The sequence below is a fragment of the Myxococcus sp. MISCRS1 genome (assembly GCF_026626605.1).
Classification (GTDB): domain Bacteria; phylum Myxococcota; class Myxococcia; order Myxococcales; family Myxococcaceae; genus Myxococcus; species Myxococcus fulvus.
In genome coordinates this window covers 3,187,714-3,212,943 of sequence record NZ_JAPNKB010000001.1, presented here as the reverse complement: position 1 = coordinate 3,212,943, position 25,230 = coordinate 3,187,714, and the positions used below count along the sequence as shown (strand labels likewise).

The window sequence follows — 25,230 nt, the reverse complement described above, 5'->3', positions numbered from 1 at the left end:
CGCGTGCCCTGTCGGGCGCGGGCGCTACAGGCCCGCGCGTCTTCCCGGATGCTCGATGTTTCGGAAGGGGGGAGCCCTGAAAGCCGAGAGGCCGGGTCCCCTGGATGGGAGCCCGGCCTCTGCGTGGCTTGGCGCTTGGGTTACGGAGCGCGAGCTTCAGCAGAAGGGTACGGGCGGAAGACCGTGAAGGCGGCCAAATCCCACGGTGGAATTCGAGCCGGAGCTCACGAGGGCCGAGGAGGCGGCGTCGAACTGGGGCCAGAGGCTGTTGCGATTGCTGCGCTTCATCGGGTTCGTCCGCATCGTCAACATCGTCATGGTCACCGCTCCTTTCAGGGAGACTCTACGGCGGGGGATTTTCGTTCCTGACACGGCTCGATGAATTGAGGGGCTTTCTGCGGCCCGAGTGTCAGTAGGAGGCCGCCATTATCGGGCCTGAGGGTCGTGTCCCTATAAGTGTGTAGTCGGCGAGCAGGGACGAGCGGGAAAGAGGGAAGCTCCTCGGTGAAACCAACCGAGACGGTCTCCCCCTGGCAGGGGAGCCGAGGAGTTCCCTGAAGTGGACGATACCGAGTTTGCCGCGCCCTCGCACGAGGAGGTGCGCACCGACGTGCGAGGCCTGTTCCTGGGAGCCATCCGCATGACGCTGGAGATGCTGCTGGAGGAGGAGATTCGGGGGCTGGTGGGGGCCGGGCGCTGGCAGCAGGTGGCGGGGCGGAAAGACCAGCGCAACGGCAGCTACCTGCGCGGCCTGCTGACGTCCATGGGGCACCTGGAGGTGGCCGTGCCCCGGACGCGGGCCAGCGGCTCGGCACAGGCCGTCCTGGGTCGCTACAAGCGGCGCAGCGAAGAGCTCGACGAGGCGATTACCAGCGCGTACGTGCAGGGCGTCTCCACGCGGAAGATGGGTCGGGTGACGCGAGCGCTCATGGGCGAGGAGGTTTCGCGTTCGACGGTGAGCCGAGTGACGAAGTCCCTGGAAGAGAAGGTGGAGGGCCTTCGCACCCAGCCTCTCACCCAGGCCTTCCCCTACCTGTACCTGGATGCCACCTTCCTGGACGCCCGGTGGGCGCGCACGGTGCAGAACGTCTCGGCCCTGGTGGCCTACGGCGTGGGAGAGGATGGGCACCGGCACCTGTTGGCCGTGACTCTGGGAGGCAGCGAGTCGCAGGACTCCTGGCTGGAGTTGCTGCGCCAACTGCTCGAGCGAGGGTTGAGGGGTGTGAGGCTCGTCATCGCCGACGGGCACGCGGGGCTGGCCGCCGCGGCCCGGCAGGCACTGCCCGAGGCCCCCAGCTCCAGCGCTGCACGGTGCACCTCACCCGGAACGTCCTCGCCAAGGCGCCCTGGCGCCTGCGAGGACGCCTCGGCAAGCAGACCTCGGCCGTCTTCGAGGCCCCCTCTCTCCTGGACGCCAGGAAGCGTCTGGAGGCGCTCCAGTCCGGACTGGGCCGCCAGGTCCCCGAGGCCATGGAGTGCCTGCGCGAGGGCTTCGCCGCAGCCACCTGCTGCTGCTTCTTCCCCAAGGTCCACTGGAAGCGCCTGCGCAGCACCAACGGCCTGGAGCGTCTGCACGGCGAAGTGAAGCGCCGCATCCGCTCCGTGGGCGCCTTCCCGGACCGTGCCAGCGCGCTGCGTCTCATCACCGCCGTCGCCCTCGAAGTGACTGGTATCTGAGATGACCGCCGCTACCTCGACATGGCCCTGCTCAACTCAACCCCAGACACTGCCGCTGCTTGACCCCGCCAAGGAGCATTCCTCCCCCGAACCCCCTCCGAACCAACTACACACGATTCGGGACTTGCCCCTTGGCTCAACGAGCACATCGACCCGCTGAGCGAGCGCCTCTACGACGAAGGGAAGCTGGAAGCTTTCTTCCTGCGCTACATCGACGCGCGCCCGTCAGAGTTCTTCCTCGACTGAGGCGATGGCCTCTGCGCGGCCTATCAGGGCGAAATTCGAGTCTGAGCTTCAGGCTCAATCCCCGCTCGACCGCGCTGGCCTCTCCTCTGTGCGGCGTACGAGGGATGTTCATTGGCCAACGGAGCGCCTGGCGCGGTGGCGCGCCGGTTCGGCTCATGCTCTTCGCCACTGTCTAGAGTCGAGGTTCATGGCCGCTCCTGCTTCAGTGCCGCCGCCCTCCGAAGTTGTGCCCGCAGGGGGAAGCCCCAAGTCCGAGACGGCAGTGCCCGTCGAAGAGCCGCGCTGGGACAAGGATGTCCTAGCCCCAGTGCTGAAGGTGCTGGTCACCGCCTGGGAGTTCGCGCGAGGCCCCGGACGCTTCGCCCAGCGCTGGGCCCGCGGAGGGTGGGACGAGGTTATGAATCCGCTGGCCTTCGTGAGTGTGGGGGCGACGTTGGTGACTTTCGGCACCCGCGCCTTGTTGACGCTGACGGGGGAGCCGCCACCGCGGTCCCTGTTCTCGGAGTTCCTGATGTCGCTCGCGCCGCATCTGTACTACGCGCAGCTCGGGCTGGTGATGCATGTCGTGCTGCGGCACTTCGGGAGTCAGCGGCGCTGGTCCAGCTCCGTGGCCATGGTGCTCTACGCGGGTGGCACCTTCGCCACGCTCGGCATGTTGTTGGTCCATGCGCTCGGCGCGGTGGCCTGGAGTCTGGGCGTCCTTGTTCGGGGGGAGAAGCGATTTCTCGTCGAACAGGCTCCGGAGTGGGTGGGGTTGTCCGTAGTGCTGTTGATGATGGGACCTGCGACCCTCTTTCTTGTCTTCGCGATGCGGGCGTTGAAGGCGTTGCACGCGGCGCGAGGAGGCCCCTTTGCGTTGGCGGTTGTCCTCGGGCTCCTGAGCACGGGGGCCGTGGGGCGCCTCGTGCCGCTGCCCACCCTGCAGCTCGTCCTGAAGGTGGTATCGGTCCATGACATCCCCGTGCCCATTCTCTATTGGCGCTTCTGAGTGAAGCAGCGCTTGTTCCTCGCAGACTGCGGATATGGAAACGACGTCAAGCTCCTGAAGGAACTCACGCGACGGGGGCTGCCATACATCGTCGGCATTCGAGGAGACTCGGTGGTCTGGCCTCCCGGATTCGAGCCTCCACCCATTCTCCCGAAGCCCGCAGGAATGAGCGGGCCGCGCGCTCACGCTTCCGTTATGGAGAAGCGAAGCCGGTGGAAGTGACGGGGGCCGAGGCCATCCCAGGCGATGTCATCGACCTGGATGCCCTAGTTGTCAAGGCCTTGGGCACGCCTTGAAGGCGTAGGCACTAAGGCCACTATCCATGGGCTGGTAAGCGGAGTATGAACAACCCCACGCTTCACCGTTTGCCCTTAGTCTGGCACGGGGAAGCAATGGGCTGTCATGCGTGGTGTTATTCAAGAATTACAGACCGGCGGTGTACTGGTCTGCTCTGGGTGCCTTATGTCCCTGTTTCAAAAGTTCCAACTGGCGGCTTCGGTGGCATTCGTGGTCTTGGCCGGATGTGACGTCGCCGCCCCCGAAGAGATGAAGAAGGCAGTCCCCCATCAGGACCTGGCCATGGCGGCGCAGATGCTTCTTCCTGTCCCAGGATGCCCGCTCGCCGCCTTGGACACGGACAGCGACGGCATCTGCGACCTCGTCGAGGCCGTGTTGGGAACCAATCCCAATAGCACCGACACGGACGGCGACCGCCTTGGTGACTACGCTGAGGCGTTCGGCTTCGGCGGCATCCTAGACCTGCCGACGCTCGGCGCGAACCCGCGCAAAAAGGACGTCTTCGTCGAGGCGGATTACTACCCGGGTCTCAGGCCCTCTCAGGCCGCACTGAACCGGGTCATCACCTCCTTCGCTAACGCCCCGGTGACGAACCCCGATGGCACCAGTGGCATCACGCTGCACGTGGTGGTGGACCAGGAGATTGCCGCTGCGGACGCGGACCTAGATCTATCCCCCGCGTGGTGGGAGTTCGGCATCCTCAAGAACAAATACTTCGCCGCGGCCCGCGCGCCATACTTCCACTACATGGTGTTCGCGCATCAGTATGACGGGGGAAACTCCACTGGCTACTCGTTCGGTGCCCCTGCGCACGACTTCCTGGTGACTATGGGCTTCATGGGGGGAGGATCGGAGCTGGAGCAAGCCGGTATCTTTATGCACGAACTGGGGCACAACCTTGGCCTGCTCCACGGCGGCGATGATAATGACAACTTCAAGCCCAACTATCTGAGTGTCATGAACTACGAGTATGGTTTCTATGGGTTCAGGTTCAACAATGCGCTTGTGTTCGACTACTCGCGTGTCCAGGTCGCCGCCTTCGACGAAGCGAATGTCTTTGAACTGGTGGCGCTGACGCCCATTCCTCCGACCACCGTGAATGACCTCGGCAGCTTCACGGCGCTGCGTGTCAATGGCAGGGTGATCTATGGAAACGGGAATCACGCTGATTTTAATGGTAATGGGAATCTCGACTTCAGGCGCTACGCCATGGATTTCGACGGCTCTGGCACCGCTGACAAGGTGTTTCGTGCAGCGCAGAATGACTGGATGGCCTTGCGGTTTGATGGAGGGGGCGAGATTGGCTTCGCCGCGCCGGGGCTGGTCCAGAACCTGGGCCGGGAGGAGCGATACCTCATCCCTCCCGAAGAGATGAAGCCCTGCCTCCCCTGGGATGAGTTCAGCGCCCGGTAATTACCGTCTCCAACGGTGTCCCCGCCCAGGGTGGCGTTCCAAACGGAAGCGAATGGTGGGTGTGCAAGGAATTGAAACCCATCATTCGCATCTCGGGTTGGAAAATTTCCCGAGTCCTCGTGGTTATTGGCGCGCTGTCGACGGGCCGAACTCTTCAAGGGGAGGGGCCTTGAGACCCCGTACACCGACCGTTGGCGGGCCGGGCCTGCTGTGGAGCAGGGATTGGCCTGGGCTGGTCTCCGAGAAGCTTCTTGACGAAGAGATCTGCCCGGTGTGGTCGCTCACGCTTCTTCGGCGGTACCACCGGTTGCGTCGGCCGTCGGACCTGGGCGGTCCGCGCCTCATCCATGATCGAGCCGTGGATACCCGCGTAAGACTCCCCACGTGGGATGCCTGGCACGCGGCCTCCCGGAGGTGGAGACCCCGCAAGGCCTGCGAGGCTCGGCCGTGGGACGCTGGAGTCGCAGAGCCCCTGTTGGAAGCGGCAGTTCCTAGAGCGCCGAACAGGTTAGGTCACGCCGCGCGCTGGTAGCGAGCGGCGACCTCAAGGTTTTGGACGGCCGCGAGTCGCCTCAGGTCAAAGAGGTTGCGGCGCGTGCCTCGATAACGGGCCTTCGGGCCCTGGCGGTTGGCGAGATGTGCCAGGCGATGCTCGACACCGACACGCTCGCGGAGTTGTGCACGGCCTGCGCGCGACTGCAGACGTGAGCGAAGGCGCTTCTGGAGCCGCTCGTCGTCGCCCATCGTGACGCTGCGCCCCTTGCCGGACGCCGCCTGGGTACAACTCGGGCGCAGCTTGCATGGTCCGCAGGCTTCCGGGTCGAAGTGCACGACGGCGCCGGGCTCGAAGGGCTCCACCTCGCCAGCAGGACACGTAATGGTGCCGTCGCGGATGTTCACTTTGAAGTCGCGCTTGCCGAAGAGTCCGGGCTTCGCGCTGGCTCCACGCCACGGCCGGCAGACGACGTCGCCGCCGCTGGCCAGCACGTCTTCGCTCATGGGGCTGTTGAGGTACGCCCTGTCGATGAGCAGGACGTCGGGGAAGAGCTCCTGGTGGGCCATGTCTTCCTGCAGGGCCCCCGTCGCCTCCTCTTCGGGTCGGTTGGCCGGCGTCACGGCGCAGGCCACCACGAACTCCGTGTCGAGGTCGGTGCCGACGTGCTGCTTGTAGCCATTGAAGCGCTTGCTCTTGCTCTTGCGCCCGTGGCGCATGTCCGGGTCCTCGATTGAGATGCGACGGTCGGCCGCCACGCCCTGCCGAATCTGCACTCCGCCCTCGGGACGCGGCTCAAGGTCCTGCGCCTTCACCTGCGCGAGCGCTTCGATGTAGCGCGTCAGTGGAGCCGCGACGCACGACTTCGACTGCTTCGCCACCCAGGCCATGAGACGGTCGAGCTGTCGGCACAGGCGATTGAGTGCGCCGAGCTTCGCGTCGGGCGCGCTCCAATCGATGTCGAGGCCGGCCTTGATGCTGCTGGCCATCAGCAACGGCGCATTCGCCTGCTGACACACCTCCTCGACGTCGGTGCCGAGCGCGAGCGCCATGCCCTCGGCCACCTTGCGGCCTGCGTGGCCGAGCAGGTTGATGGTGTCCTCAACCCGCCCGGCCCCTTCCAGAGGGCGGCTGTCCGCCCCCACGCGCAGCGTCTTCGGCGTCTTCTTCGGGTCGAAGCCCTTCGTCCGCTTCGCCACCTCAACGGTGCGCTCCAGCAGCCGGCGGTCCATCTCGGTCGCGATGAGTCGCTCCCTGAATTGCTGCAGCCCGCCCTGGGAGAAGGCGGGCTCGTCCTCGTCCGCGCCGAGTCGGTCCAACACCATCCGCCACCGGCTGTCAGTGCCCGACAGGCACACGGCTTCGGCGTCCGATGCCTGCGTGTAGGCCTGCACCAACAGCGCCATGCACATCATCGCGGGCGGCTGCGGCTCTTGTCCCTGGCCCGTCTGTCGGTACATCGCTTCGAGCTCGTCCTGAAAGGCCTCGTCGAACAACTCGTGCCGATGCTCGCGCAGGAAGACGAAAAGCTTCCTGCTCTTCCCCGCCAGCTTCAGCAGGCGCTGCTCCCGTGCGCTCTGCTCCACAGCCGGCTTCCAGCGTTCCATGCGCCACCTCCGAAGGTGGCGACCTGAACACGCGACCACAGCCCGAGTCGATCCCCTACCGCTTGCCTGCTCCCTCGCCGTAACCTTGATCGGCGCTCTAGGCACAAGGGAATGGTGTCTTTCGCCAGGGGCGTGGACGCCGCGCGGGTACGCACCTGGGAAGCAACTCCGCGCAGTCGAAGTCGCATGCGGAGAGGATATCCCGTGAGCGTCAAGACCTTGTCGAGTTCAGCTCCACGGGGCGCGGAGTCAAAGGCGACACTCCGCGTCGTCGCGGTCGGGGCCAGCGAATTCAAGCGGACATGATAGGGTTTGCGTCCTCATGGACCTGCAAGCCGAACTCCGTATCGCCCTGGCGGAGGGCTTTGTCTCGTGCGACGAGGCGGACGCGTTGCTGGAGGAGGCACGACGTCGAGGGGTCGGGCTCCTGGCCTTGCTCGCGGAGAAGGGTCGGCTCTCGGCGGCGGAGCTCCCCTCGCCGCACGTCCATGCCGCGCGCGCTCCTGTTGGGGACGCCGATGCGACAGTGTCGGACGGCAAGGACGCCCACCTCGGGAAGCGCTCGGTCTCGGAGCCCGCCTTTCCGGTGCCCGGCTGGGAGCGCTATCAGCCGGTGCGCTTCCTGGGCAAGGGTGGCATGGGGCAGGTCTTCCTGGCGCATGACCCACGGCTGCGCCGCCAGGTCGCCCTGAAGTTCGTGCTCGGTGGCGCCCCCGACCTGGTGCGCCGCCTGCTGTCCGAGGCGTCCGCGCAGGCTCGCGTCGAGCATGAGCGCGTGTGCAAGGTGTACGAGGTGGGCGAGGTCCAGGGACACCCGTACATCTGCATGCAGTACGTGCAAGGACAGCCCCTCCACCAGCTCGCCTCCGAGCTGACCGTGGAGCAGAAGGTGCTCGTCCTTCGCGACATCACCGAGGGCGTCCATGCCGCCCATCGTGCCGGGCTCATCCATCGGGACCTCAAGCCCTCCAACATCCTGGTGGAGCGCGCCGAGGACGGCCGTCTCCGGCCCTACGTCATGGACTTCGGCCTGGCGCGCGACTGGAAAGAGGGCGTCACCGCCACCGGCTCCGTGCTGGGCACGCCGCACTACATGGCCCCCGAGCAGGCCCGGGGAGAGGTGTCCCGGCTGGACCGACGCGCGGACGTCTACAGCCTGGGCGCCACGCTGTACCACCTGTTGACAGGTCAGGCCCCCATCCCCGGAGACAATGCCCTGGAGGTGCTCGCGAACGTGGCCACCGTGGAGCCCCGCCCGCCCCGCGCGCTGGAGGCGGCCATCCCGGAGGACCTGGAGGCCATCGTCCTCAAGTGTCTGGAGAAGGAGCGGGGCGCCCGCTACGGCTCCGCGCGCGAGCTGGCGGAGGAGCTGGAGCGCTTCCTCGCGGGAGAGCCCGTGCGCGCGCGCCCTGTCGGGCCCGGCTACCGCCTGCGCAAGCGGCTGCGCAAGCACCGCGTGCTCGCCACCGTCGTCGGCCTGGCGCTGGTGCTGACGGGCGCCGCGCTGGGACAGGCCGCGTACACCCGCCAGGAGGCCGCCCGCCGCGAGCGCCTGGCCCAGCGCTTCACCGAGCAGGTGGAGCGCGTGGAGGCGCTGGCCCGCTACTCCGGCCTGTCGCGGCTGCACGACACGCGCGAGGACCGCGAGGAGCTTCGTGGGCACCTGGAGGCGCTGGCGGCGGAGGTGCGCGACGCGGGTGCGCTGGCCGCCGGACCGGGCCAGTACGCCCTGGGGCGCGGCTTCCTGGCGCTGGGAGAGGAGGCCACGGCGCGCGGGCACCTGGAGGCCGCGTGGCGTCAAGGCTACCGCGAGCCCCGCGTCGCCTGGGCGCTGGCGGTGGTGCTGGGACACCTGTACCAGGAGGCGCTGCTGGACGTGGAGCGTCTGCCGGACGCCGTTGAGCGCCAGGCGCGCCGCGAGGCCCTGGCCCGCGACTACCGCGAGCCGGTCCTGACCTGGCTGCGCTCGAGCGAGGGCGCGGAGGTGCCCTCCACGGACTACGTGGCGGCGCTGCTCGCCTTCTACGAGGACCGGCTGGACGAGGCGCTGGCACGGCTGGAGACAGCGGGGCGGCGCAGGGCGTGGTTCCACGAGGCGCAGCTGCTGCGCGGCGACATCCTCCAGACGCGGGCCGCGCGGCGCTGGAACTCGGGGGACCGGGACGGCGCGCGCGCGGACCTGGAGGCGGGACGCAGGGCCTGCGCGGCCGCGGCCGCCACCGCGGAGAGCGTGCCTGACGTCCACTTCACGCTGGCGCGGCTGGAGTACACCGCGTTGGTGATGGAGCTGTACGGCAAGGGCGACGTCCAGCCCCCGTACACCCGCGGGCTGGAGGCGGTGGCGCGGGCGCTCGCCGCCGATGCGGGCTTCGCGCGGGCGAAGGTGTTGGAGGCGCGCTTCCACAACCGCATGGCGGAGCATGGGATGATGCGGGGGGAGCCGGTGGAGCCGCTCCTCGAGAAGGCGATGGCCTCCGCGCGAGAGGCGCTGGCCTTCCGCCCCGAGCCTCTCAAGGCGCGCATGGAGCTGGGGCAGAGCCTGCGGCGCCAGGCCCGCGCGCTGGAGGCCCGGGGGCTGGACCCCAGCGAGCCGCTGCGCCAGGCCATCGAGGCGTTGGAGGGTGTCCCCGAGAAGGCGCGGGACTATGAGCTGCATGCCACGCTCGGCCTGGTCTTCAGCATCCAGGCCGACCGCGCGGAGGCCACGGGCAAGGATCCGCTGCCCGCCCGCGCGCGGGCCATCCAGGCCTATCGCGAGGCCATCCGCCTGAACGAACAGCTCCCAGATGCCTGGCTCAACCTGGGAACGAACCTCCTGTCGCGGGCCACCCTCCCGAGTTCGCCCGGCGCGGAAGAAGACCTGGAAGGGGCCCGCGTCGCGCTGGAGAAGGCCCGGGCGCTCAACCCTGGAAACTTCGTCACGTACTTCCTGGGAGGCCAGCTCCACCAGGAGCTGGCGGGCCGGCGCTCGCGCCAGGGTGGTGACGCCCGACCGGACCTGGAGACGGCGCTGGACCTCTACCAGCGTGGCATCGCCATCAACGCGCGCATCCCCCAGTTCCACCTCGGGGAGAGCGGGGTGTTGCTGGAGCTGGCGCGTGAGGCCTGGGACCGGGGAGGGGACCCGTTCCCCCTGCTGGAGCGTGCTGGGAGCGCCTGCGCACGGGCCATCGCCGTGGCCCCCCGGCAAGGCTATGGACAGAACAACCTGGGCGAGGTTCACGCCGCGCGCGCCCTGTATCGGTGGCTGCTGGGCGAGGACCCGGAGGCAGATGCTCGCGAGGCCGAGGCGGCCTATCGCGAGGCGCTCGCGCTGCTGCCCGGCCTGGCTCATCCCTGGGCCAACCTGGCGAAGCCGCACCACCTGCGCGCTGTGTTCGCGCTGGAGCACGGACGCGACCCGTCCCCGGCGCTGGCAAAGGCCCTGGAGGCCCTCCGCGAGGCCTTCGCGCGCAACCCCGAGGAGGCCCAGGCCTGGCTGTACCAGGGGCGGGTCCACGAGGTGCGTGCGAGCTGGCTGTCCTCGCGCGGCCAGCGGGAGGCCGCGAAGCAGGCCTTCGACGAGGCGGCACGGGCCTTCGAGAAGGCGCTCCAGCTCAAGCCCGGGCGACAGGACCACCAGGTCGCCTTCGGTCAATTCTGCCGGTCGCGCGCCCTCTGGGCGGAGGCCTTGGGACAGGCTCCGGGTCCGTGGCTGGCGCGGGGCCTGGGCGTGGCGGACACGCTGCTCATCGCGCGTCCGGAGTGGGCGGAAGCGCTGCTGCTGCGCGCGAGCCTGCTGCGGGTGGAGGAGTCGAGGCTGACCGCCCCCGGTGAACAGCGGGCGGGGGGCGGCATGCGGGAGGCGGCTGACGCGGCGCTCGCGCGAAACCCCCACCTGGGGCACCTCTGGGCGAGGCAGGCCCCATCGGTGTCCCGGGTCGTTCCCTGAGGGGGTCACCTTGGCGCGCGGGCGTCCTCCTCTCCAGTCGTGGAGGTCGCTACCTCCAGCTTGCCGATGATGACGTCCATGGGGGGGATGCGCGTCACCGCGTTCCCCTGGGGGGCGCGGGCAGGGTCGCTCGTGTTTCCCACGGCTGTGATCTGTCCGGAGGAAACTCCTCGAGAGAGGGTCAGCTGACAGCTCTGACCTTTCGCGAGGGTGATGGTCCCAATGATTCCCAGCTCCTGTTGACACTCATCGGCGCGGGTGAAGCATGTCGGCTGCGGCTGGGAGTGGTCGAGCGTCTTTTCTCCAGCGAAGAGGACGTAGGTGACGGCCTGGCGTTTCGAATCGAACGTGATGGTCCCGCCGGGGTCGACGCAGCCTCTGCTGTCGCCGAGCTCATCCACCTCGACCGCGAGCTCGCCGTAGGCCTTGAGGACAGGGCAGAAATAGTGCTGGACCGGCCCCTGGTCGGCCGCGTCGGCCCTGTCCCCAGCTCTGACCTTCCTCCCGGCGCATCCCAGCGTCCCCAGCAGCAGCCCCGCCAGCACCCAACGATGAACCCAAGCCCTCGACTCGTTCCTGCTCATGTCTGTCCAATCCTCCTGGAGGATTCAATTGCAACGCTCGGACCAGCGTGACCTTCAGCCCAGGCCCAGTTCCTTGAGCCTGCGGCACAGCGCGCGCCGGGAGACCTCGAGCTGGCGCACCATGGCGTCCAGGTCCCCCTTGCAGGCGTGGAAGCACCGGGTGAGCTCCTCCACGCTCAGGTCTCCGGCGGTGCGCAGGTCGGGATGGCGCTCGATGAGGTCATAGATGGAGGTGCGGTGGATGCCGAGCCGGTCCGCGGCGGCCTGGAAGTCCCAGCCTCCCTCGCGCAGCGCGGTGAGCAGCTCCCGCGAGGAGATGTCCGCGGGCTTGCGGCGGGAGGCGGAGGGCGCCGGGGTGGAGGGGGCGCTGATGGGGCGGCCCGCGGGGGGAGCCGCGACGGGGAACAGCTCCTCTTCGAGTCGGGCGTCGAGCCTCAGGCGTGACTGGCCGCGGCTGCCGATGACGAGCTGCCTTGCCACGTTGCGCAGCTGTCGGAGGTTGCCTGGCCAGCCGTGCCGCACCAGGCGGACCGCGAGCGGGGCTGGGAGCCAGGGCTCGCGGAAGGGGTCTCCGGGACTCAGCCGGTGCGCCTCGCCCAGCGCTTCCAGTTCCTCGCGGGCGAAGTGATGGAAGAGCGGCCCCACATCCTCGGGCCGCTCGCGCAGGGAGGGCACGCGGATGGAGTAGCCGGCCAGCCGGTGCAGCAGCGGCGCCTTGAAGCGGCCGTCGCGAATCTGCTCCTCCAGATGCGCGTCCGTGGCGGCCACCAGCCGCACGTCCACGCAGATGGGCGTGCGTGAGCCGACGGGATAGAGCTCCCCAGTCTCCAGCACGCGCAGCAGCATGACCTGGACCTCTGGGGGCGCCTCGCCCACCTCATCCAGGAACAGCGTGCCGCCCTGGGCCGCCTGGAAGAAGCCGTCCTGGTCCTTCACCGCGCCGGTGAAGGACCCCTTGCGTGCGCCGAACAGCTCCGAGGCCGCGAGCTCCCGGGGGATGGCACCCAGGTTGATGCTGACGAAGGGCCGCTCCCGCCGGGGGCTGCGTTGGTGGATGGCGCGGGCGATGAGCTCCTTGCCGGAGCCCGTCTCGCCCCGGATGAGCACGGGCACTCCCAGGTCCGCCACCTGCTCGATGTAGTGGCGCACCCGCTGGATGCCGGCGCTGGCTCCCACCATGCCCAGCATGTCATGGCCCCTGGGGGACGGGGGCTCCGCCAGGTGCAGCAGCAGCACCACGCGGCCCGCCAACACCAGCGGCACTCCGGCGGCGACCTCCGCCGAGGACAGCTCCCAGGGCCCCTGGAGCGGCTCACCGCCGAGCGAGACCTTGGTTCCCTCGGCCGGTGACAGCCAGAGGGCTCCGTGCGGGCCGGGGGAGAGGACCAGCGGCTTGCGGCTGATGAACGGGTCGGCCAGGTGCGAGCCCAGGGCCGAGCCAGGAGGGACGAAGGCCGGAGCATTGCGCGACAGCTCCACCTCGCGGCCCACGGCGAGCGCCTCGAGCAGCACGCGGTCCCCCACGCGGTGGGGCTGGGGATGCGAGACGACGGTCAGCGCCGTGAGGAGCGGTGCGCCGAGAGGGTGCCGCTCGTCACCAGACTCGGGAACGTTCGCCGTGGAGAAGTCCTCCATGGGGGGCTCGCGCATGAAACTCCAGAGGGGACCGCCGCGGGAGCGGTGACTCTACGTCACCCTGCTTCGCTCTTTCCTCTCACGAAGCAGGGTGACTGCCGACCCGGCCCGTCGGAGTGAATCGAGCGGGACGAACGTCCACGCGTGGCGGCGTGGGCTCGACGCGTGGAAGCGCCTCTTGAAAGGGGCGCTGGCGGGGCGCTCCTCGCGAGCCCCGTTTCCACGGCGTGGCATCCGTGTTGCTCAAGCGCCGCCCGACTGCATTCCGCGGTCTGTCGTCTCTCCAAGGAGTCCCATCATGAGTACCTGGAAGAAGCCGCTCCTCTCCGCCGCCGTCGCATGGCGTCCTCGTCTTGGCACCGGGCTCGGGGCCCTCTTCATGGGCCTGGTCGCGTTGAGCACGGGTTGCGGCGACGCAGGGGAGTCGGGCGACGAAGAGACCTTCTCCGCCCTCGCGCGGCAGGACCTGCAGGGCACTCCAGCCACCTGCCAGCAGGTCAAGAGCGCCAACCCCTCGGCGGGGGATGGTGAATACACGCTGTACTTCAACGGCTATCGCTTCCAGCCCTGGACGGCCTGGTGCCATGACATGGCCGGCACGCCCACCGAGTACCTGACGCTGAAACAGACGGGCACCACCGCCAACTACTCCCAGTACACCGTCGGCGGGGAAACGACTGGCGAGACCGTGCGCACGACCTATTTCAAGCTGCGCATCGACCCCCTCACCCTGCGCGTGAACACCTCGGACCAGCGCTTCGCCTCCTCCACGGGAGGGCTCTACTTCATGGGCTCCCGGGTGAGCTCGATGCCGTACGCGTCGGCCATGTCCTGTAACAGGAGCGCCGCGGGAGCAGCCAACCTGGACCTGCGCGACACCCCCTTCAGCGTGGCGGCCAACCAATTCTCCCTCGGAGGGTATCTTCCATTCGGCTCAAGTCTCTACAGCCAGTCGGACCAGGTCGTCGACATGCTGGGAGGCGGCTGGTGCGGCTGGAACTCGCTCACCGGAATCAGCAACCCCTCCAACCAGAACGGCGGCCAGCTGCAACTCAAGCTCACGCACAACAAGCCCAGGTCCTGCGAGGAGCTCAAGGCCGCCTATGGCGACTCGGTGGATAACGAATACACGGTGTACGTCAATGGCAACCCCAACAAGCCCTGGCAGGTGTGGTGCCGGAACATGGCTGGCTCGCCCCTCGATTACCTGGTGTTGAAGAATGTGGGCGCCTCCAACTACTCCCAGTACACCGCTGGGGGGGCCTCTCCAGGAATCAGCGTGCGCACGTCCTACTCCAGGTTGCGCATCGACCCAATCAACCTGTACGTGGTCATCACGGACCGGACCTTCACCTCTTCCACGGGGGGGCTCCTTCACGGCAACAGCACCCCGGTGAGTTCGATGCCGTACGCCACGGCCATGTCGTGTGATTGGACCGCCTCGGGCATGGCCAACCTCGACCTGCGCGGCACCTCCTTCAGCGTGTCGAGCAACCCCTTCGCCCGCAACGGTTATGAACCGGTCGGCGCGACCCAGGTCATCAACGCCCAGGTGTTCAACCTGACAGGGGGCGGCTACTGCGGTTGGAACTCGGTCTACGGTTTCACCGACCCCCTCAACGGCACCAACGAGCATCTGTCCCTGGTCTACACCCCCTAAACCGAGGTTCGTGATTCTCGAACGGGTCGGAGGCCAAGCGGGCGTGGTGGTGGCTCCCGGCGACAACCGCAAGTGCTACCTGGCCGGAGCGCTCCATGTCCGGACGGGAAACTGGCATGGGTGGAGGGTGAGTCCAAGGTGAGCTCCCTCTTCATCCAACGGCTCTCGCGTCTGGCGAGTGTCCACCGGCGGGCCCGCCGCATTCACCTCGTCCTCGACAACGCCTCCACTCAAGCTCAGGGATGCCGCCAGGGCACTGTGAGCATCGTCGGTGTCGTCCACGCAGGGCGGGATGTCGCTGGGAGGGAGCCCAGTTCCGCAGCAGCGATGGACGAGTCCCATGTAGATGGGCCTGCCCTGCGCGCCAGAGAGTGTCGGCTGGCGCGCTGGTTTCGGTGAGGCAGGTCGGGGCGGCTAACCAGCTTCAGGGATGTCCGGCAAGGCACGAGCCCGTGTGAAGGAAGAAGGCCGCGAGAGGGTCGCGGCAGTGGCCCCCCTCCTTGATGCTCGGTCCGCGCCCACTGACGCAACAATGTGACCGCGCCCCTCCTTCGTTGCGCACATGCGGTGAGGAGCCGAGGTGTCGAGGTCATCGCCGCTGACCCAGGGGCGCTCTTCTCGAAGGGGTTGACAGGGGGCCCCCTGCCCAGCAGTATGCCTTGCATAACAAGGTATGCGGCATGGCAAGGTGCTGGAGTGGCAGACCAAGATCCGCAGGAGAAGTGGCAGGTACAACTGCGCAAGGGGGCGCTGGAGTTGGTGATTCTGGCGGCGTTACGAGGGCGGTCCGTGTACGGCCTGGCGTTGCTGCGCCATCTGCAGCGCTTTCCCACGACGGCCATCACGGAAGGCACGCTGTATCCGCTGATGGATCGGCTCAAGCGCGACGAACTGGTGAGCGCCGATTGGTTGCAGGAAGGCGATAGCCGGCCTCGCAAGTACTACCAACTCACCGTGAAGGGCGAGCAGAAGCTCACCGCGCTCGTGCAGGCATGGCGGCAGTCCGTCGCTGATATCGACGCCCTGCTGACCGCATCGGCCAGCACCGAACTCTCCGACAAAGGAAGCTGACATGGACTCGCGTCAACTCATCCATGCGTACATGCACGCGCTCCGCTTGCGGCTTGGCAAGTTGGACCCGGCCGAGGCCGAAGAGGTCATCCGCGAAATCGAAAGCCATCTCCACGAGGTGGTGGAGCAAGCCGAATCCCGAGGTGAAACACCTGACGTCGCCGCGTTGCTGGAAGGCTTCGGTGCTCCGGATGTGCTGGCCGAGCAGTATGTGGCGCACATCCAGACGGGTGCGCCCCCTCCGACCGGCTTTCGCGTCATCCAGCGGGTCAGACAGACTGTCACGCACGGTTTGTATTACTCGATGGGCGCATTCGGCTTCTCGGTCGCCGCGGCGCTCCTGCTTCTGGCGCTGGCGAAGGTATTCGAGCCTTCGTCTGTTGGCGTGTGGTCGACCCGGAGCGGCGAATCCGTCACGGTGGGCTGGTCGGGCTCGCCGTCTCCGGAGGCCACGGAGCTGTTGGGGTTGGGGTTGATACCACTTGCCCTGCTGGCTTCGGCGTGGTGCGCGGAGCTGACCCGTCGTGTGCTGCGCGTCTTGCGACGTGGGCTGGTCTGAGCAAACCCAAGCCCCCTCTCCATAGGAAGCATTGTGTTGCGGCCCGCGCGGCTGCGGGCCTTCTTTTGTCTCAAGAGAAGGAGCATCTGCCGTGAGAATCGTCTGGACCTTCGTCTGGCATTTCCTCTCCGTGCTCTCGATTCTGGTGGTGGTCGCCGCCGGCATCGGACTCCACGAGGGGGTCGACGTCTACTATGGAGAAAACACGGAAGCCTTCAAGACGGGCGACGAAGGACCGCATGTGTTCCAGCAGGGGGGGCAATGGGTATCACAGACCCTGCGGGGTACGCGTGAGGAGGGGTTCTGGGTCGAAGAGAAACGCCACGCGCTGACGGACACGTTCCAACTCGAGGTGTCCTTCCCGTTGGACCGGAGCCGGTTCAGCGTCCAGGCTACCCCGGAGTTCGCCACCCCGCCATCCCGCTATCAAGATAGTGGACCGGTGTTGGCCCTCTCCGACATCGAGGGCAACTACAAGGCGCTGCGCGACTTCCTGGTCCACGCGCGGGTGATGGATGCCCAGCTCAACTGGACGTTCGGGGAAGGACATCTGGTGCTGCTCGGTGACTTCGTCGACCGCGGCCCCTCGGTCACGCAGGTGCTGTGGTTGATCTACAAGCTGGAGCACAGCGCCCGACAAGCGGGCGGACGCGTGCACTACATCCTGGGCAATCACGAAATCAAAAGCCTGCAAGGCGACCTTCATTCGTCGCATCAGAAGTACTTCAATGTCGCCACAATCCTCGGTCGACAGCAGTCGGAGCTCTTCGGAGACGATTCCTTCCTGGGGCGCTGGCTGATGAGCAAGAACACCATAGAGGAGATCAACGGCGTCCTGTTCGTGCATGGCGGGTTGCATCCGGCGCTCGCCGAGCGCGACCATTCCCTCGACGACCTCAACCGAATCGTGCGCGAGCACTATCGCCAGCGGTGGTACCCCCGTCGCGGAGCTGGCGAGGAGGAACTGCTGCTAGACACCAAGACAGGGCCGTCATGGTATCGCGGCTACTTCAAGGACGACCTGACGCAGGAGCAGGTGGAGCAAACCCTGTCCCGGTTCGATGCGAAGGCGGTCGTCGTCGGCCACACGCTGAACTGGCGCGTCACGACGTTGTTCGACAAGAAGGTGTTCGCCATCGACGTCAAACACCCGTTGGACCACCGCGAAAGCCTTCCACCAAGACACTCGGAGGGCCTGCTGCTGGAGGGCGACGCCGCGTGGCGTGTGTTGGAGGACGGCAGCCGCGTGGAGCTGTAGGGGCTCGCGTTGTGCCCCAGGCACGGGAAATGTCATATGTCCGCCGCCAGGGGCAGGAAATCACAGCGACGCTGGGCCATTGTGATACAGCCGTCACTGGGTTTGCGTCAGTTTCGTTGAGTCCGTTCAACCGAAGCCTCCATATCCTCCGGAGTTCCGGGCCTGGATTGTCGAACTGGCCAAGTCAGGGAGAACGACCAGCAGCCTGGCCGAGGAGTTCCAGGTCACCGACACGACGGTGCTCAATGGGGGCGTCAGGGCGAGGTGGACGAGGGCACACTTCAGGACGGGCTGACGACGAACGAGCTGCAGGAGCTGGCGAGGCTGCGGCGCGAGATGAAGGTGCTGCGGGAGTTGGGGCCGCCGGGGACGCAGGGTAGGAGCGCGCAGGCCGGCCCCCCGTAGGGGCCTTGCCCGCATCGCGACGCCCCTTCGGAAGCCTGCAAAGCATGTAAGGGAAGAAACCAGATTGCTCCCGGTTCGTTTGCACGTCCGAAAGAGAGCAGCCGGATGCGCTGGTGTCGATGGGACAGACTGTCGAACCATCGGCAGCAACACACCGAAATCTCATGAGATATCAGGTCCCGATTTCCGGTGTAGCGCGAGTCGCCGGTCTCCTACTCCGAACCGAAGACCTGCGAGAGATAGTGCTTCGAGAACGCCATCCAGTCAGGACTGTCGAAGAGTGCTGCCTCGACCCAGTGGTGTATGAAACGCATGGCAAAGCCGCGCTGCAGATAGTCCTCGACGCCCACGGGTAGCGGACGGAGCTCTCCGGCTCCGTCGCGTGGCACGAAATGCAGCCGGTCGAGGACCCGGCCCGATTCCATTTCGAGGCAGACCGCGAACTCGCCCTCGCAGTAATCGAAGGGCGCGAGGCGGTCGAGCAACTCACGCGCCTCCGGAAAGGCTCCGTACGGATCGAGGAGTTCCGCTCCACGTCGGCCGTCGATGCCGTCGACACATGTGGAAACAGGGAGGATGTTCGCCTCTCCCCCAACGATGTCGATCTCGCGGTCGAGGTACTCGATTGCGGCGCCTGGTTGCAAGCGCCATCGGATCTGCATGGAATCAGCCTGCTCGTAGAAGCGCTCGAGTGCCGCGGGCAGTGTCAGAGTCTGTCGAACGCGGGCGAGCTCGGCGCCATTGTGGCCAGACGACAGAACGCACCGACCCGCTTTCGCCACCGAGGAAGCCGCGAGGGGCGCGATGCAAGCATGGTATCGGTCCGAGACCGGATTATCGCTCATCGATGGATGATACGTGAGGAGATGTGTTCGTCGAGCCGTGCCACCCACGCTGAAGCTGGAACTCGTCTACGCCACCTGCTTCAAGACGCGTGAGGAAGTGAAGCGAGCGTTGTTCGAGTCCATGGAGGTGTTCTACGACCGGAGGCGTCGCCACTCATCCCTGGGCTACATCAGCCCGGTCGAGTTCGAGCGGGTGGCCGCAACGAGCAGGCTGGCAGCTTGACCCACCTGTCTACGGAGTCGGGCCACGCCCCAATGACGCCGCGGCCGAATTGAGAGGCAAATCCAAAGCGGGCTGAGCGGCCGATTGGCGAGGGGCATGCATTAGGTTGATGCCCGCCGGTAACTCCCCTCCAAATGTGCCTGTTCGATGAGGCGTACGGCGCGCGCGGCCCCGTCCTCTGCTCGGATGCGTTCACCCACCGCTGCGGCCTGCGCCCGTACCGTCGGAGACAGTGCTGTGCGGATGGCATTCGCGAGCCGTTCGGCTGTGAGCGACTTCTGCGGTACCGGCTGTGGCCCGACCCCCGCGCGGAGAACCACGTGCCCCCAGAAGGGCTGGTCGCCGAGAAAGGGGCAGATGACAGTGGGCTTGCCCGCGCGCAGTCCCGCCATCGTGGAGCCGGCCCCGCCGTGATGGACCACCGCGCTCATTCGAGGAAACAGCCAGTCATGCGGCGCGGACTCCAGCATGAAGACATTGGACGGGAGCTCGCGCGCTTTCATGCCTCCCCAGCCTGTGGCCAGCACCGCGCGCTCGCCGGTCAACGCGATGGCCTTCAGGACGGTGGCGGCACGAGAATCTGCATGCGCCGCGCCCATGCTGCCGAAGCCCACGTAGACGGGCGGAGGCCCCTCCTCGAGGAACGCGTGCAACTCGGCGGGCGGAGTCCATTGGTCAGCCTCGTCGAGGAACCAGCAGCCCGTCACCTGGGCCTGGGGAGGCCAGTCGGAGGGACGTGGTAGCAGCTGCTCGCTGTATGCGTACAGCGCCGGCACCGCGGAGCCATCGGCCTTCTTCATCGGGTCCGCGAAGCGAGAGAGCGGCGGGAGGCCCAGTGTCTTCACCCGGAAGTCGTTGGTTGCTCCGGCCCAAACCGCGTTGGCCAGCGTCAGGACTCGATAGCTGAGCGCGTTGAGCCAACCGCCGAGTCGGAAACTCGGGACTATCGGCACCGGGAACTCGCGTGTCGGAGTCAGCGGCAGCGGCATCGCCAGCAACTCGACGGCCCCGAGCTTCTCCGCGATGTGATGACTGCCGAGCGCCTTGGAGTGGTACACGAGCACGTCCGGCTCCAGCTCCCGCGCCGCCTTCCACTCGTCCTCCAGGCCCGCCCGGATGATGGCGCCGAACCCCTTGAACAGCCGCCGCTGCTCGGCACGTGTCGGGGCGCGTAGAACCGCCTCCGTCAGCTCCAGCACCGCATTGTCCATGTGCGCGTAGGGAATGCCGTGGCGCTCCGCCATGCCTCGGAAGCCGGTGGGCGTGCAGAGTGCCACGACGTGTCCATGCGCCTTCAGTGCCTTGGCGAGCGCGACGAAGGGTTGGACATCACCTCGGGTTCCGTAGGTGGAGATGAGCACGCGCATGAGAACCCCATTCAGGAGCTTGTCCGCGGCAACAACCGCGGGCGGGTGGCGGCCCGACCACCGAGGAACCTGTGCGTGCCAGGAGCGCGCGACGCACACCCTTCGAGATGTGTGGCCAGTGTCTCAGAACAGGGGGCTCCAAGCCACGGAAACCATGTGGCCCTGCCAGGCCTCTTGCCTATGTGCTGGTGAGCCCCACCCAGAGCTGCCAGCCCATGAATGCCAGGTAGAGCGCGACGAGCAGCAGTCCTTCTGGGCGGGTGATGGTCCAGTCGAAGGTGATGGAGAGTGGGAAGAGCACCAGGGTAAACCCGAGAACGGCCATCAGGATGAGGGGGCCACCCCCGGGCAAGGGGACCGTGGCAATGATGGACGTCGTGCCCAGGATGAAGAGCAGGTTGAAGATGTTGGAGCCGACCACGTTCCCCATGGCCATGTCGGACTGCCCCCTCCGCACCGCCATCAGGCTGGTGATGAGCTCCGGCAAGGTGGTGGCTATCGAGACCACGGTGAGCCCGATGAGCTGCTCGGACAAACCCAGTGCCTGCGCCGCCCCGGTGGCGCCCACCTCACCGAGCTTCCCTCCGAGCCCGAGCAGCGCAAGCCCTCCGAGCACCATGACCACTGCGAGCCGCCAGGACAGCAGGGGTTCGCGTCGCACGACCTCGGTGGCGTCGCTCGCAAGCGCGGCGCCCACCTTCGAGGGCTGCTTCGCCGCGCGGAGGAGCATCATCAGGAAGCCGAGGAAGCACCCCACCAGGAGCACCCCGTCGAGCCGCGACAGGCCGAGCTGTCGCCTGGAATCGAGGTGGTTGGGAAGCCAGGAGAGCGTCAGGAGGAGCACCACGGTGCCCAGCAGCACGGGCAGCTCCCGCCGGAGCAGCGAGGATTGGACCTTCACGGGGCGGACCACCGCTGCCAGGCCGAGCACGAGGCCGATGTTGGTGAGCGACGAGCCCGTCATGTTGCCGAACGTCAGGGCTGTCGAGCCGCCGAGCGCGGCCGCGACGTTGAGCGCGAGCTCCGGGGCCGAGGTTCCAAAGGCGACGAGCGTCAGGCCGATGGTGAGGGCGGGGACACCATGTCGCTCGGCCAGGGCGACCGCGCCCTTGACGAGCAGGTCGCCACCCAGCAACAGCAGCACGACGCCTCCAGCAAAGAGTCCCAATGCGGTGAGCAGTTCCGATGACATGGGTTCCCCAGGGTACGGTGAGCGGGCACGGCAGAGACTTTGGCGAGGGAGGTGGGCCTCATCTCAGCACGGCCACGGCCTCGAGCGCCGAGGGCTCTCCGGCGACGAGCAGCGCGTCGGAAGGAGTGAGCGGCCGGTCCGGATCCGGTACTGGCAGCATGCGGTCCTGGAGCACGTCGTGCACGGCCACCACATGCACGCGGTAGCGCTGCGGCAGCGCCAACTCGCGCAGGCTTTTTCCATACCAGGCCTCCGGCACCGGCATCTCTTGCAAGCCGAAGTCCTGCCCCAACTGGACGTACTGGAGGAGCCGGCCGCTGGTGATGCGGTTGGCGAGCCCGAGCGCGCTCTCCCGCTCGGGAAAGATGCTCTCCGAGGCCCCCAGCGCGTTGACGATGCGCGCATGGTCGTCCGAGCGGACCTTCACATAGATGTCCTGGATGCCTGTGTCCCGCAGGGCGAGCAACGCGAGGATGCTGGCCGAGAGGTCCTCGCCCGTGGAGACGATGGCCGCGTCCGCGCCGCGCGCGCCCACCTCCTGTAGCACCTGGCGCTGTGTGGCGTCTCCCACCATGGCCTTGGAGACGCGCGAGCCCAGGGCATCCACGACCGCTGGCCGTGGGTCGATGGCGATGACGTCATGTCCCTGCTCGTGCAGGCGCGCGGCGATGACCGAGCCGAAGTTGCCCAGGCCCACCACGATGATGCGCTTCATCCCTGCTCCTTAACCAACGATGAGGTCCTCTTGCGCGGGGCGCACATGTCTCAGGTGCGTCCGGGCACGCAGGCTGAGGGCGGCGAAGAAGGCAAGGGGGCCCAGCCTTCCCACGAACATCAGCCCGATGACTTGAAGCTTGCCCGCGACGCTCAGGGAAGGGGACACGTCCATGGTCAGCCCCACCGTGCAGAAGGCGCTGACGACCTCGAAGAAGAGGGGCAGGAAGCTGGCGCGAGCCGCCTGCACCGATTCCTCGCCGTGTCCCTCCGTGAAGCTGAGCGCGAAGACAGCGGCGGTCATCACCCCAAAGGCGATGAGGGCGAGCGATACGGTCCGCTCGATGGTGCCCTCCGGAATGGCGCGACCGTGCAACTCGGCATGCCGGCGGCCCCGGATTCGAGTGAAGGCGAGCGCCGCGAGCACCGCCAGCGTCGTCGTCTTCAGGCCTCCCGCGGTGGAGCCAGGACTGCCCCCCACCACCATCAGCAGGATGGTGAAGAAGCCACTCGCGTTGCTCACCTCGGAGTAGCTCACGCTGTTGAATCCCGCGGTGCGCGCCGTGGCGGACATGAACCAGGCGTTGGCGACCCGGTCCACGTAGCCCATGGACCGCAGCACCCCGTTCCACTCGAAGAGCGTGAAGAGCACGGCGCCACCAACGAGGAGGACACTCGTGACGAGCAGTGCCGCGAAGGTATGGACACTCATGCGCCGCGAGCGTTGGTTCCGACCGCGCCACCAGCGCAGCGCCTCCTCTCCTGAAAGGTAGCCCAATCCCCCGAGAATGATGAGGCTCGAGACGATGAAGAGGGTGAGTGGGGCGCTCGCGAAGCCCACCAGTGAGTCACTGAATGTCGAGAAGCCCGCGTTACAGAATGCGCTCACGGAGTGGAAGACGGCATGCCACGCCGCCTCCTTCCATCCGAACCGTGGCAGCCATAGCAGCCACAGGAGCAGCGCCCCCAATGCCTCCACCCAGAGGGTGAAGCGCGCGACCCGCAGGGTCAGCGACACGACGTTCTGTCGGTGCGTGTAGTCGATGGGGGCACCGACAATGACCTCGCTGCGAAGGGACAGCTTCCGGCCGAGCGCGCCAATGACAAGGGTGGCCAGGGTGATGAGTCCCAGCCCACCCAACTGGATGAAGACGAGGAGCCACAGCTGGCCCCAGCGGGTAAAGGTCGTGGCGGTGTCCACGACGGTGAGTCCCGTCACGCACACCGCGCTGGTCATCGTGAAGAGCGCGTCGAGGAGCCCCAGTCGCGGCCCGGTGTACAAACCCGGCAGCCAGAGCAGTCCGAGCGTCCCGAATGCGATGAGGACCCCGAAGGAGAGGGCCAGCAGCATGGCCGGGGAGATGGAGGACCAGCGCAGCCAGAGCCACTGTATGGGCGAGCGAAGGAGGGGTGTCACTGAGTGGGGGCAACCATCCATCACCCAAGGGCGGCCCACCAGTTTTTCGAGTGAGAAGTGTGCAGCGGGCCCTACGGCGTCTGGGGGGCGCTCCGGGAAGCCGGGGCGACCCACCGCAACGGCGAGGCGGGTGTGTGGAACTCGGTGAGCCAGAGCCGCTCCGGGCCCAGGTGGCGGCCATCGAAGGTCTCGAGCTCCAGGACATGCTCGCCCAGGGGGAGCTCGATGCGCAGCGGTGCGTGGCCCCGGCGCTCGCCATCGATGATGACCACCGCGCGCAGGGCCCCTTCACCGCCGACGGTCAGCGTCCCCGAGCCGCCCTGTGACGAGGGCGCCTGCACACGGGGCTGCCGTTTCGGGGGCGTCTGCTGTGCTCGCGGAGTCTCGCCGGGCGCGGGCGCCGGGGCGGGCGGTGCGCGTTCGGCGACTCCCGCGGCGACTTCACGCTTCTCCGGAGGGAGCCGCTCCAGGGGCGGGGAGGCGTCAGGCCGTGCCGCCGCGGGCACGGGGGGCGGGGCGCTCCAGGGGCGCACGGCGACCGCCAGCCCCCCCAGCGTGAGGACCGCGAGCCAGGGCCACCACCGGGGCCGCGCGCGCTGCTCGACTTGAGGGGAGGGCGGGACAGGGACGGCCGTGATGCTCCTGTCGGTCGGAGCGACGACCCCGTCGAGCAGTTGCTCCACTTCCAGGAGCGAGCCTGCCCATCCCGAAGCGGGGCGTTCCCGGGCGGCTTCCTTCTCCTGGAGTCGCGCCAGCCAATCGCCCAGCAGCACGCGCCCGGCGCGCCCGGTCCGCTCCGTGAGCGCCTCGCCGAGCGCCTCGGCGAACTCCGCCGCGCTCTGGAATCGCTGATGTCGGGACCTCTTGACGGCTCGCGCGACGAGCGCGCGAACGTCCTCGGGGAGCGTGTCCGACAGCTCCAGCTCCTTGCCCGCGAGCAGGTCCGCCATCCGGTCCTCGTGCGCCAGCGGGCTATACCCCGTCAGCAGGGCGTGCAGCACGCACCCGAGCGCGAAGAGGTCCGAGCGCCCATCCATCTCCCCCCGCGTCAGTTGCTCCGGTGGCATGTACGCCAGCTTGCCCTTCGTCTGCCCCGCGAGCGTCCGCTCCTGCCGGTCCCTGGCCAGCGCGATGCCGAAGTCCGCCAGCTTCACGTCCCCGGTCCAAGACACGAGGATGTTCGAGGGGCTCACGTCCCGATGTACGATTTGCAGCAACTGCCCCGCCTCATCCTTCGCCGCATGGGCATACTGCAGCGCATGGGCAACCTCGGCGCAGACGTGAAGCACGAGCTCCACCGGAAAGGACTCGTCCACCGCGAGCCCCCGCTGGCGCAACCGCTCCGCGTCGAGTCCGTCCACATACTCGAGGACCTGATAGGGGAGGCCGTCCGTCACGCCATAGTCGAGGATGGACAGGATGTTGGCGTGGTGCAGACGGCTCGCGATGCGCGCCTCGTCGAGGAACATCCGCGCGTGGGACGCATCCCGCTCATGCTCGGCCACCAGCCGCTTGATGGCCACCCGCCGCGCGAACCCGCCTTCACCTGTCGCGCTCGCCTCCCAGACCTCGCCCATCCCGCCCTGCGCGAGCTGGCGCACCAACCGATAGCGACCACCCCACTCCACGCTGTCTCTCCACCTCTGGA

The 25,230-nt window shown here is 67.4% G+C and carries 18 protein-coding genes and 2 pseudogenes; 11 read left to right on the top strand and 9 right to left on the bottom strand.

The window, feature by feature from the left end; translation table 11 throughout:
- Nucleotides 1-559 precede the first annotated feature (559 nt).
- The 4 genes and pseudogenes from OWM54_RS12275 (at nucleotide 560) to OWM54_RS12265 (ending at nucleotide 4,621) form a co-directional block, all read left to right on the top strand.
- Nucleotides 560-1,677 (top strand): annotated as a pseudogene (locus OWM54_RS12275) (IS256 family transposase).
- Nucleotides 1,678-2,230: 553 nt separating this feature from the next.
- On the top strand, nucleotides 2,231-2,911 hold the full coding sequence (locus tag OWM54_RS12270; RefSeq protein WP_267697627.1) for a hypothetical protein: 681 nt from the start codon (nucleotides 2,231-2,233) through the stop codon (nucleotides 2,909-2,911).
- A complete protein-coding gene (locus tag OWM54_RS43370; RefSeq protein WP_420715324.1) occupies nucleotides 2,912-3,133 on the top strand; it encodes a transposase in 222 nt (73 codons plus the stop codon). It abuts the gene before it with no gap.
- A gap of 240 nt (nucleotides 3,134-3,373) precedes the next feature.
- Complete coding sequence (locus OWM54_RS12265) at nucleotides 3,374-4,621, top strand: hypothetical protein (protein WP_267697626.1); 1,248 nt, start codon at nucleotides 3,374-3,376, stop codon at nucleotides 4,619-4,621.
- Nucleotides 4,622-5,134: 513 nt separating this feature from the next.
- Here OWM54_RS12265 and OWM54_RS12260 read toward each other — a convergent pair.
- Nucleotides 5,135-6,721, bottom strand: coding sequence for an IS1182 family transposase (locus OWM54_RS12260; RefSeq protein ID WP_267697625.1), 1,587 nt, complete (start codon nucleotides 6,719-6,721; stop codon nucleotides 5,135-5,137).
- Between the two features lie 322 nt (nucleotides 6,722-7,043).
- Between OWM54_RS12260 and OWM54_RS12255 the strand changes: the two genes are divergently transcribed.
- Nucleotides 7,044-10,652, top strand: a complete 3,609-nt coding sequence (locus OWM54_RS12255) for a serine/threonine-protein kinase (protein WP_267697624.1) — start codon at nucleotides 7,044-7,046, stop codon at nucleotides 10,650-10,652.
- A gap of 5 nt (nucleotides 10,653-10,657) precedes the next feature.
- On the opposite strand, the gene OWM54_RS12250 is transcribed toward OWM54_RS12255, so the two are convergent.
- Together OWM54_RS12250 and OWM54_RS12245 are read right to left on the bottom strand one after the other, a co-directional pair.
- A complete protein-coding gene (locus OWM54_RS12250; RefSeq protein WP_267697623.1) occupies nucleotides 10,658-11,236 on the bottom strand; it encodes a hypothetical protein in 579 nt (192 codons plus the stop codon).
- Between the two features lie 54 nt (nucleotides 11,237-11,290).
- Nucleotides 11,291-12,886, bottom strand: a complete 1,596-nt coding sequence (locus OWM54_RS12245; RefSeq protein ID WP_267697622.1) for a sigma 54-interacting transcriptional regulator — start codon at nucleotides 12,884-12,886, stop codon at nucleotides 11,291-11,293.
- Nucleotides 12,887-13,169: 283 nt separating this feature from the next.
- On the opposite strand from OWM54_RS12245, the gene OWM54_RS12240 reads away from it, so the two are divergent.
- The 5 genes from OWM54_RS12240 (at nucleotide 13,170) to OWM54_RS12220 (ending at nucleotide 17,824) form a co-directional block, all read left to right on the top strand.
- Nucleotides 13,170-14,531 (top strand): GON domain-containing protein, encoded by a 1,362-nt coding sequence (locus tag OWM54_RS12240; RefSeq protein WP_267697621.1) that lies wholly within the window; start codon nucleotides 13,170-13,172, stop codon nucleotides 14,529-14,531.
- Between the two features lie 696 nt (nucleotides 14,532-15,227).
- Nucleotides 15,228-15,602: a PadR family transcriptional regulator gene (locus OWM54_RS12235; RefSeq protein ID WP_267697620.1), complete on the top strand. Its 375-nt coding sequence runs from the start codon at nucleotides 15,228-15,230 to the stop codon at nucleotides 15,600-15,602.
- Nucleotide 15,603: 1 nt separating this feature from the next.
- Nucleotides 15,604-16,161 carry an HAAS signaling domain-containing protein gene (locus tag OWM54_RS12230; RefSeq protein WP_267697619.1) on the top strand — a complete coding sequence of 186 codons (558 nt, stop codon included), beginning with the start codon at nucleotides 15,604-15,606 and terminating at the stop codon, nucleotides 16,159-16,161.
- A 91-nt stretch (nucleotides 16,162-16,252) separates the two neighbouring features.
- Entirely contained in the window at nucleotides 16,253-17,419 is a 1,167-nt protein-coding gene (locus OWM54_RS12225; protein ID WP_267697618.1) for a metallophosphoesterase, read from the top strand.
- 264 nt (nucleotides 17,420-17,683) lie between these two features.
- Nucleotides 17,684-17,824, top strand: a complete 141-nt coding sequence (locus tag OWM54_RS12220) for a hypothetical protein (RefSeq protein ID WP_267697617.1) — start codon at nucleotides 17,684-17,686, stop codon at nucleotides 17,822-17,824.
- 212 nt (nucleotides 17,825-18,036) lie between these two features.
- Here OWM54_RS12220 and OWM54_RS12215 read toward each other — a convergent pair whose 3' ends face one another.
- A complete protein-coding gene (locus OWM54_RS12215) occupies nucleotides 18,037-18,486 on the bottom strand; it encodes a hypothetical protein (protein ID WP_267697616.1) in 450 nt (149 codons plus the stop codon).
- Between the two features lie 229 nt (nucleotides 18,487-18,715).
- On the opposite strand from OWM54_RS12215, the pseudogene OWM54_RS12210 reads away from it, so the two are divergent.
- A pseudogene (locus OWM54_RS12210) lies at nucleotides 18,716-18,892 on the top strand (IS3 family transposase); the annotation flags it as partial.
- Nucleotides 18,893-18,993: 101 nt separating this feature from the next.
- Here the strand turns inward: OWM54_RS12210 and OWM54_RS12205 are convergent.
- From OWM54_RS12205 to OWM54_RS12185, 5 genes are all read right to left on the bottom strand, one after another.
- A complete protein-coding gene (locus OWM54_RS12205) occupies nucleotides 18,994-20,259 on the bottom strand; it encodes a glycosyltransferase (RefSeq protein ID WP_267697615.1) in 1,266 nt (421 codons plus the stop codon).
- A 178-nt stretch (nucleotides 20,260-20,437) separates the two neighbouring features.
- Nucleotides 20,438-21,451, bottom strand: coding sequence for a calcium/sodium antiporter (locus OWM54_RS12200; RefSeq protein ID WP_267697614.1), 1,014 nt, complete (start codon nucleotides 21,449-21,451; stop codon nucleotides 20,438-20,440).
- A 58-nt stretch (nucleotides 21,452-21,509) separates the two neighbouring features.
- Nucleotides 21,510-22,166 carry a potassium channel family protein gene (locus OWM54_RS12195; protein ID WP_267697613.1) on the bottom strand — a complete coding sequence of 219 codons (657 nt, stop codon included), beginning with the start codon at nucleotides 22,164-22,166 and terminating at the stop codon, nucleotides 21,510-21,512.
- 9 nt (nucleotides 22,167-22,175) lie between these two features.
- Complete coding sequence (locus tag OWM54_RS12190) at nucleotides 22,176-23,582, bottom strand: TrkH family potassium uptake protein (protein ID WP_223747776.1); 1,407 nt, start codon at nucleotides 23,580-23,582, stop codon at nucleotides 22,176-22,178.
- A gap of 71 nt (nucleotides 23,583-23,653) precedes the next feature.
- Entirely contained in the window at nucleotides 23,654-25,210 is a 1,557-nt protein-coding gene (locus OWM54_RS12185) for a serine/threonine-protein kinase (protein ID WP_248545686.1), read from the bottom strand.
- Nucleotides 25,211-25,230 lie beyond the last annotated feature (20 nt).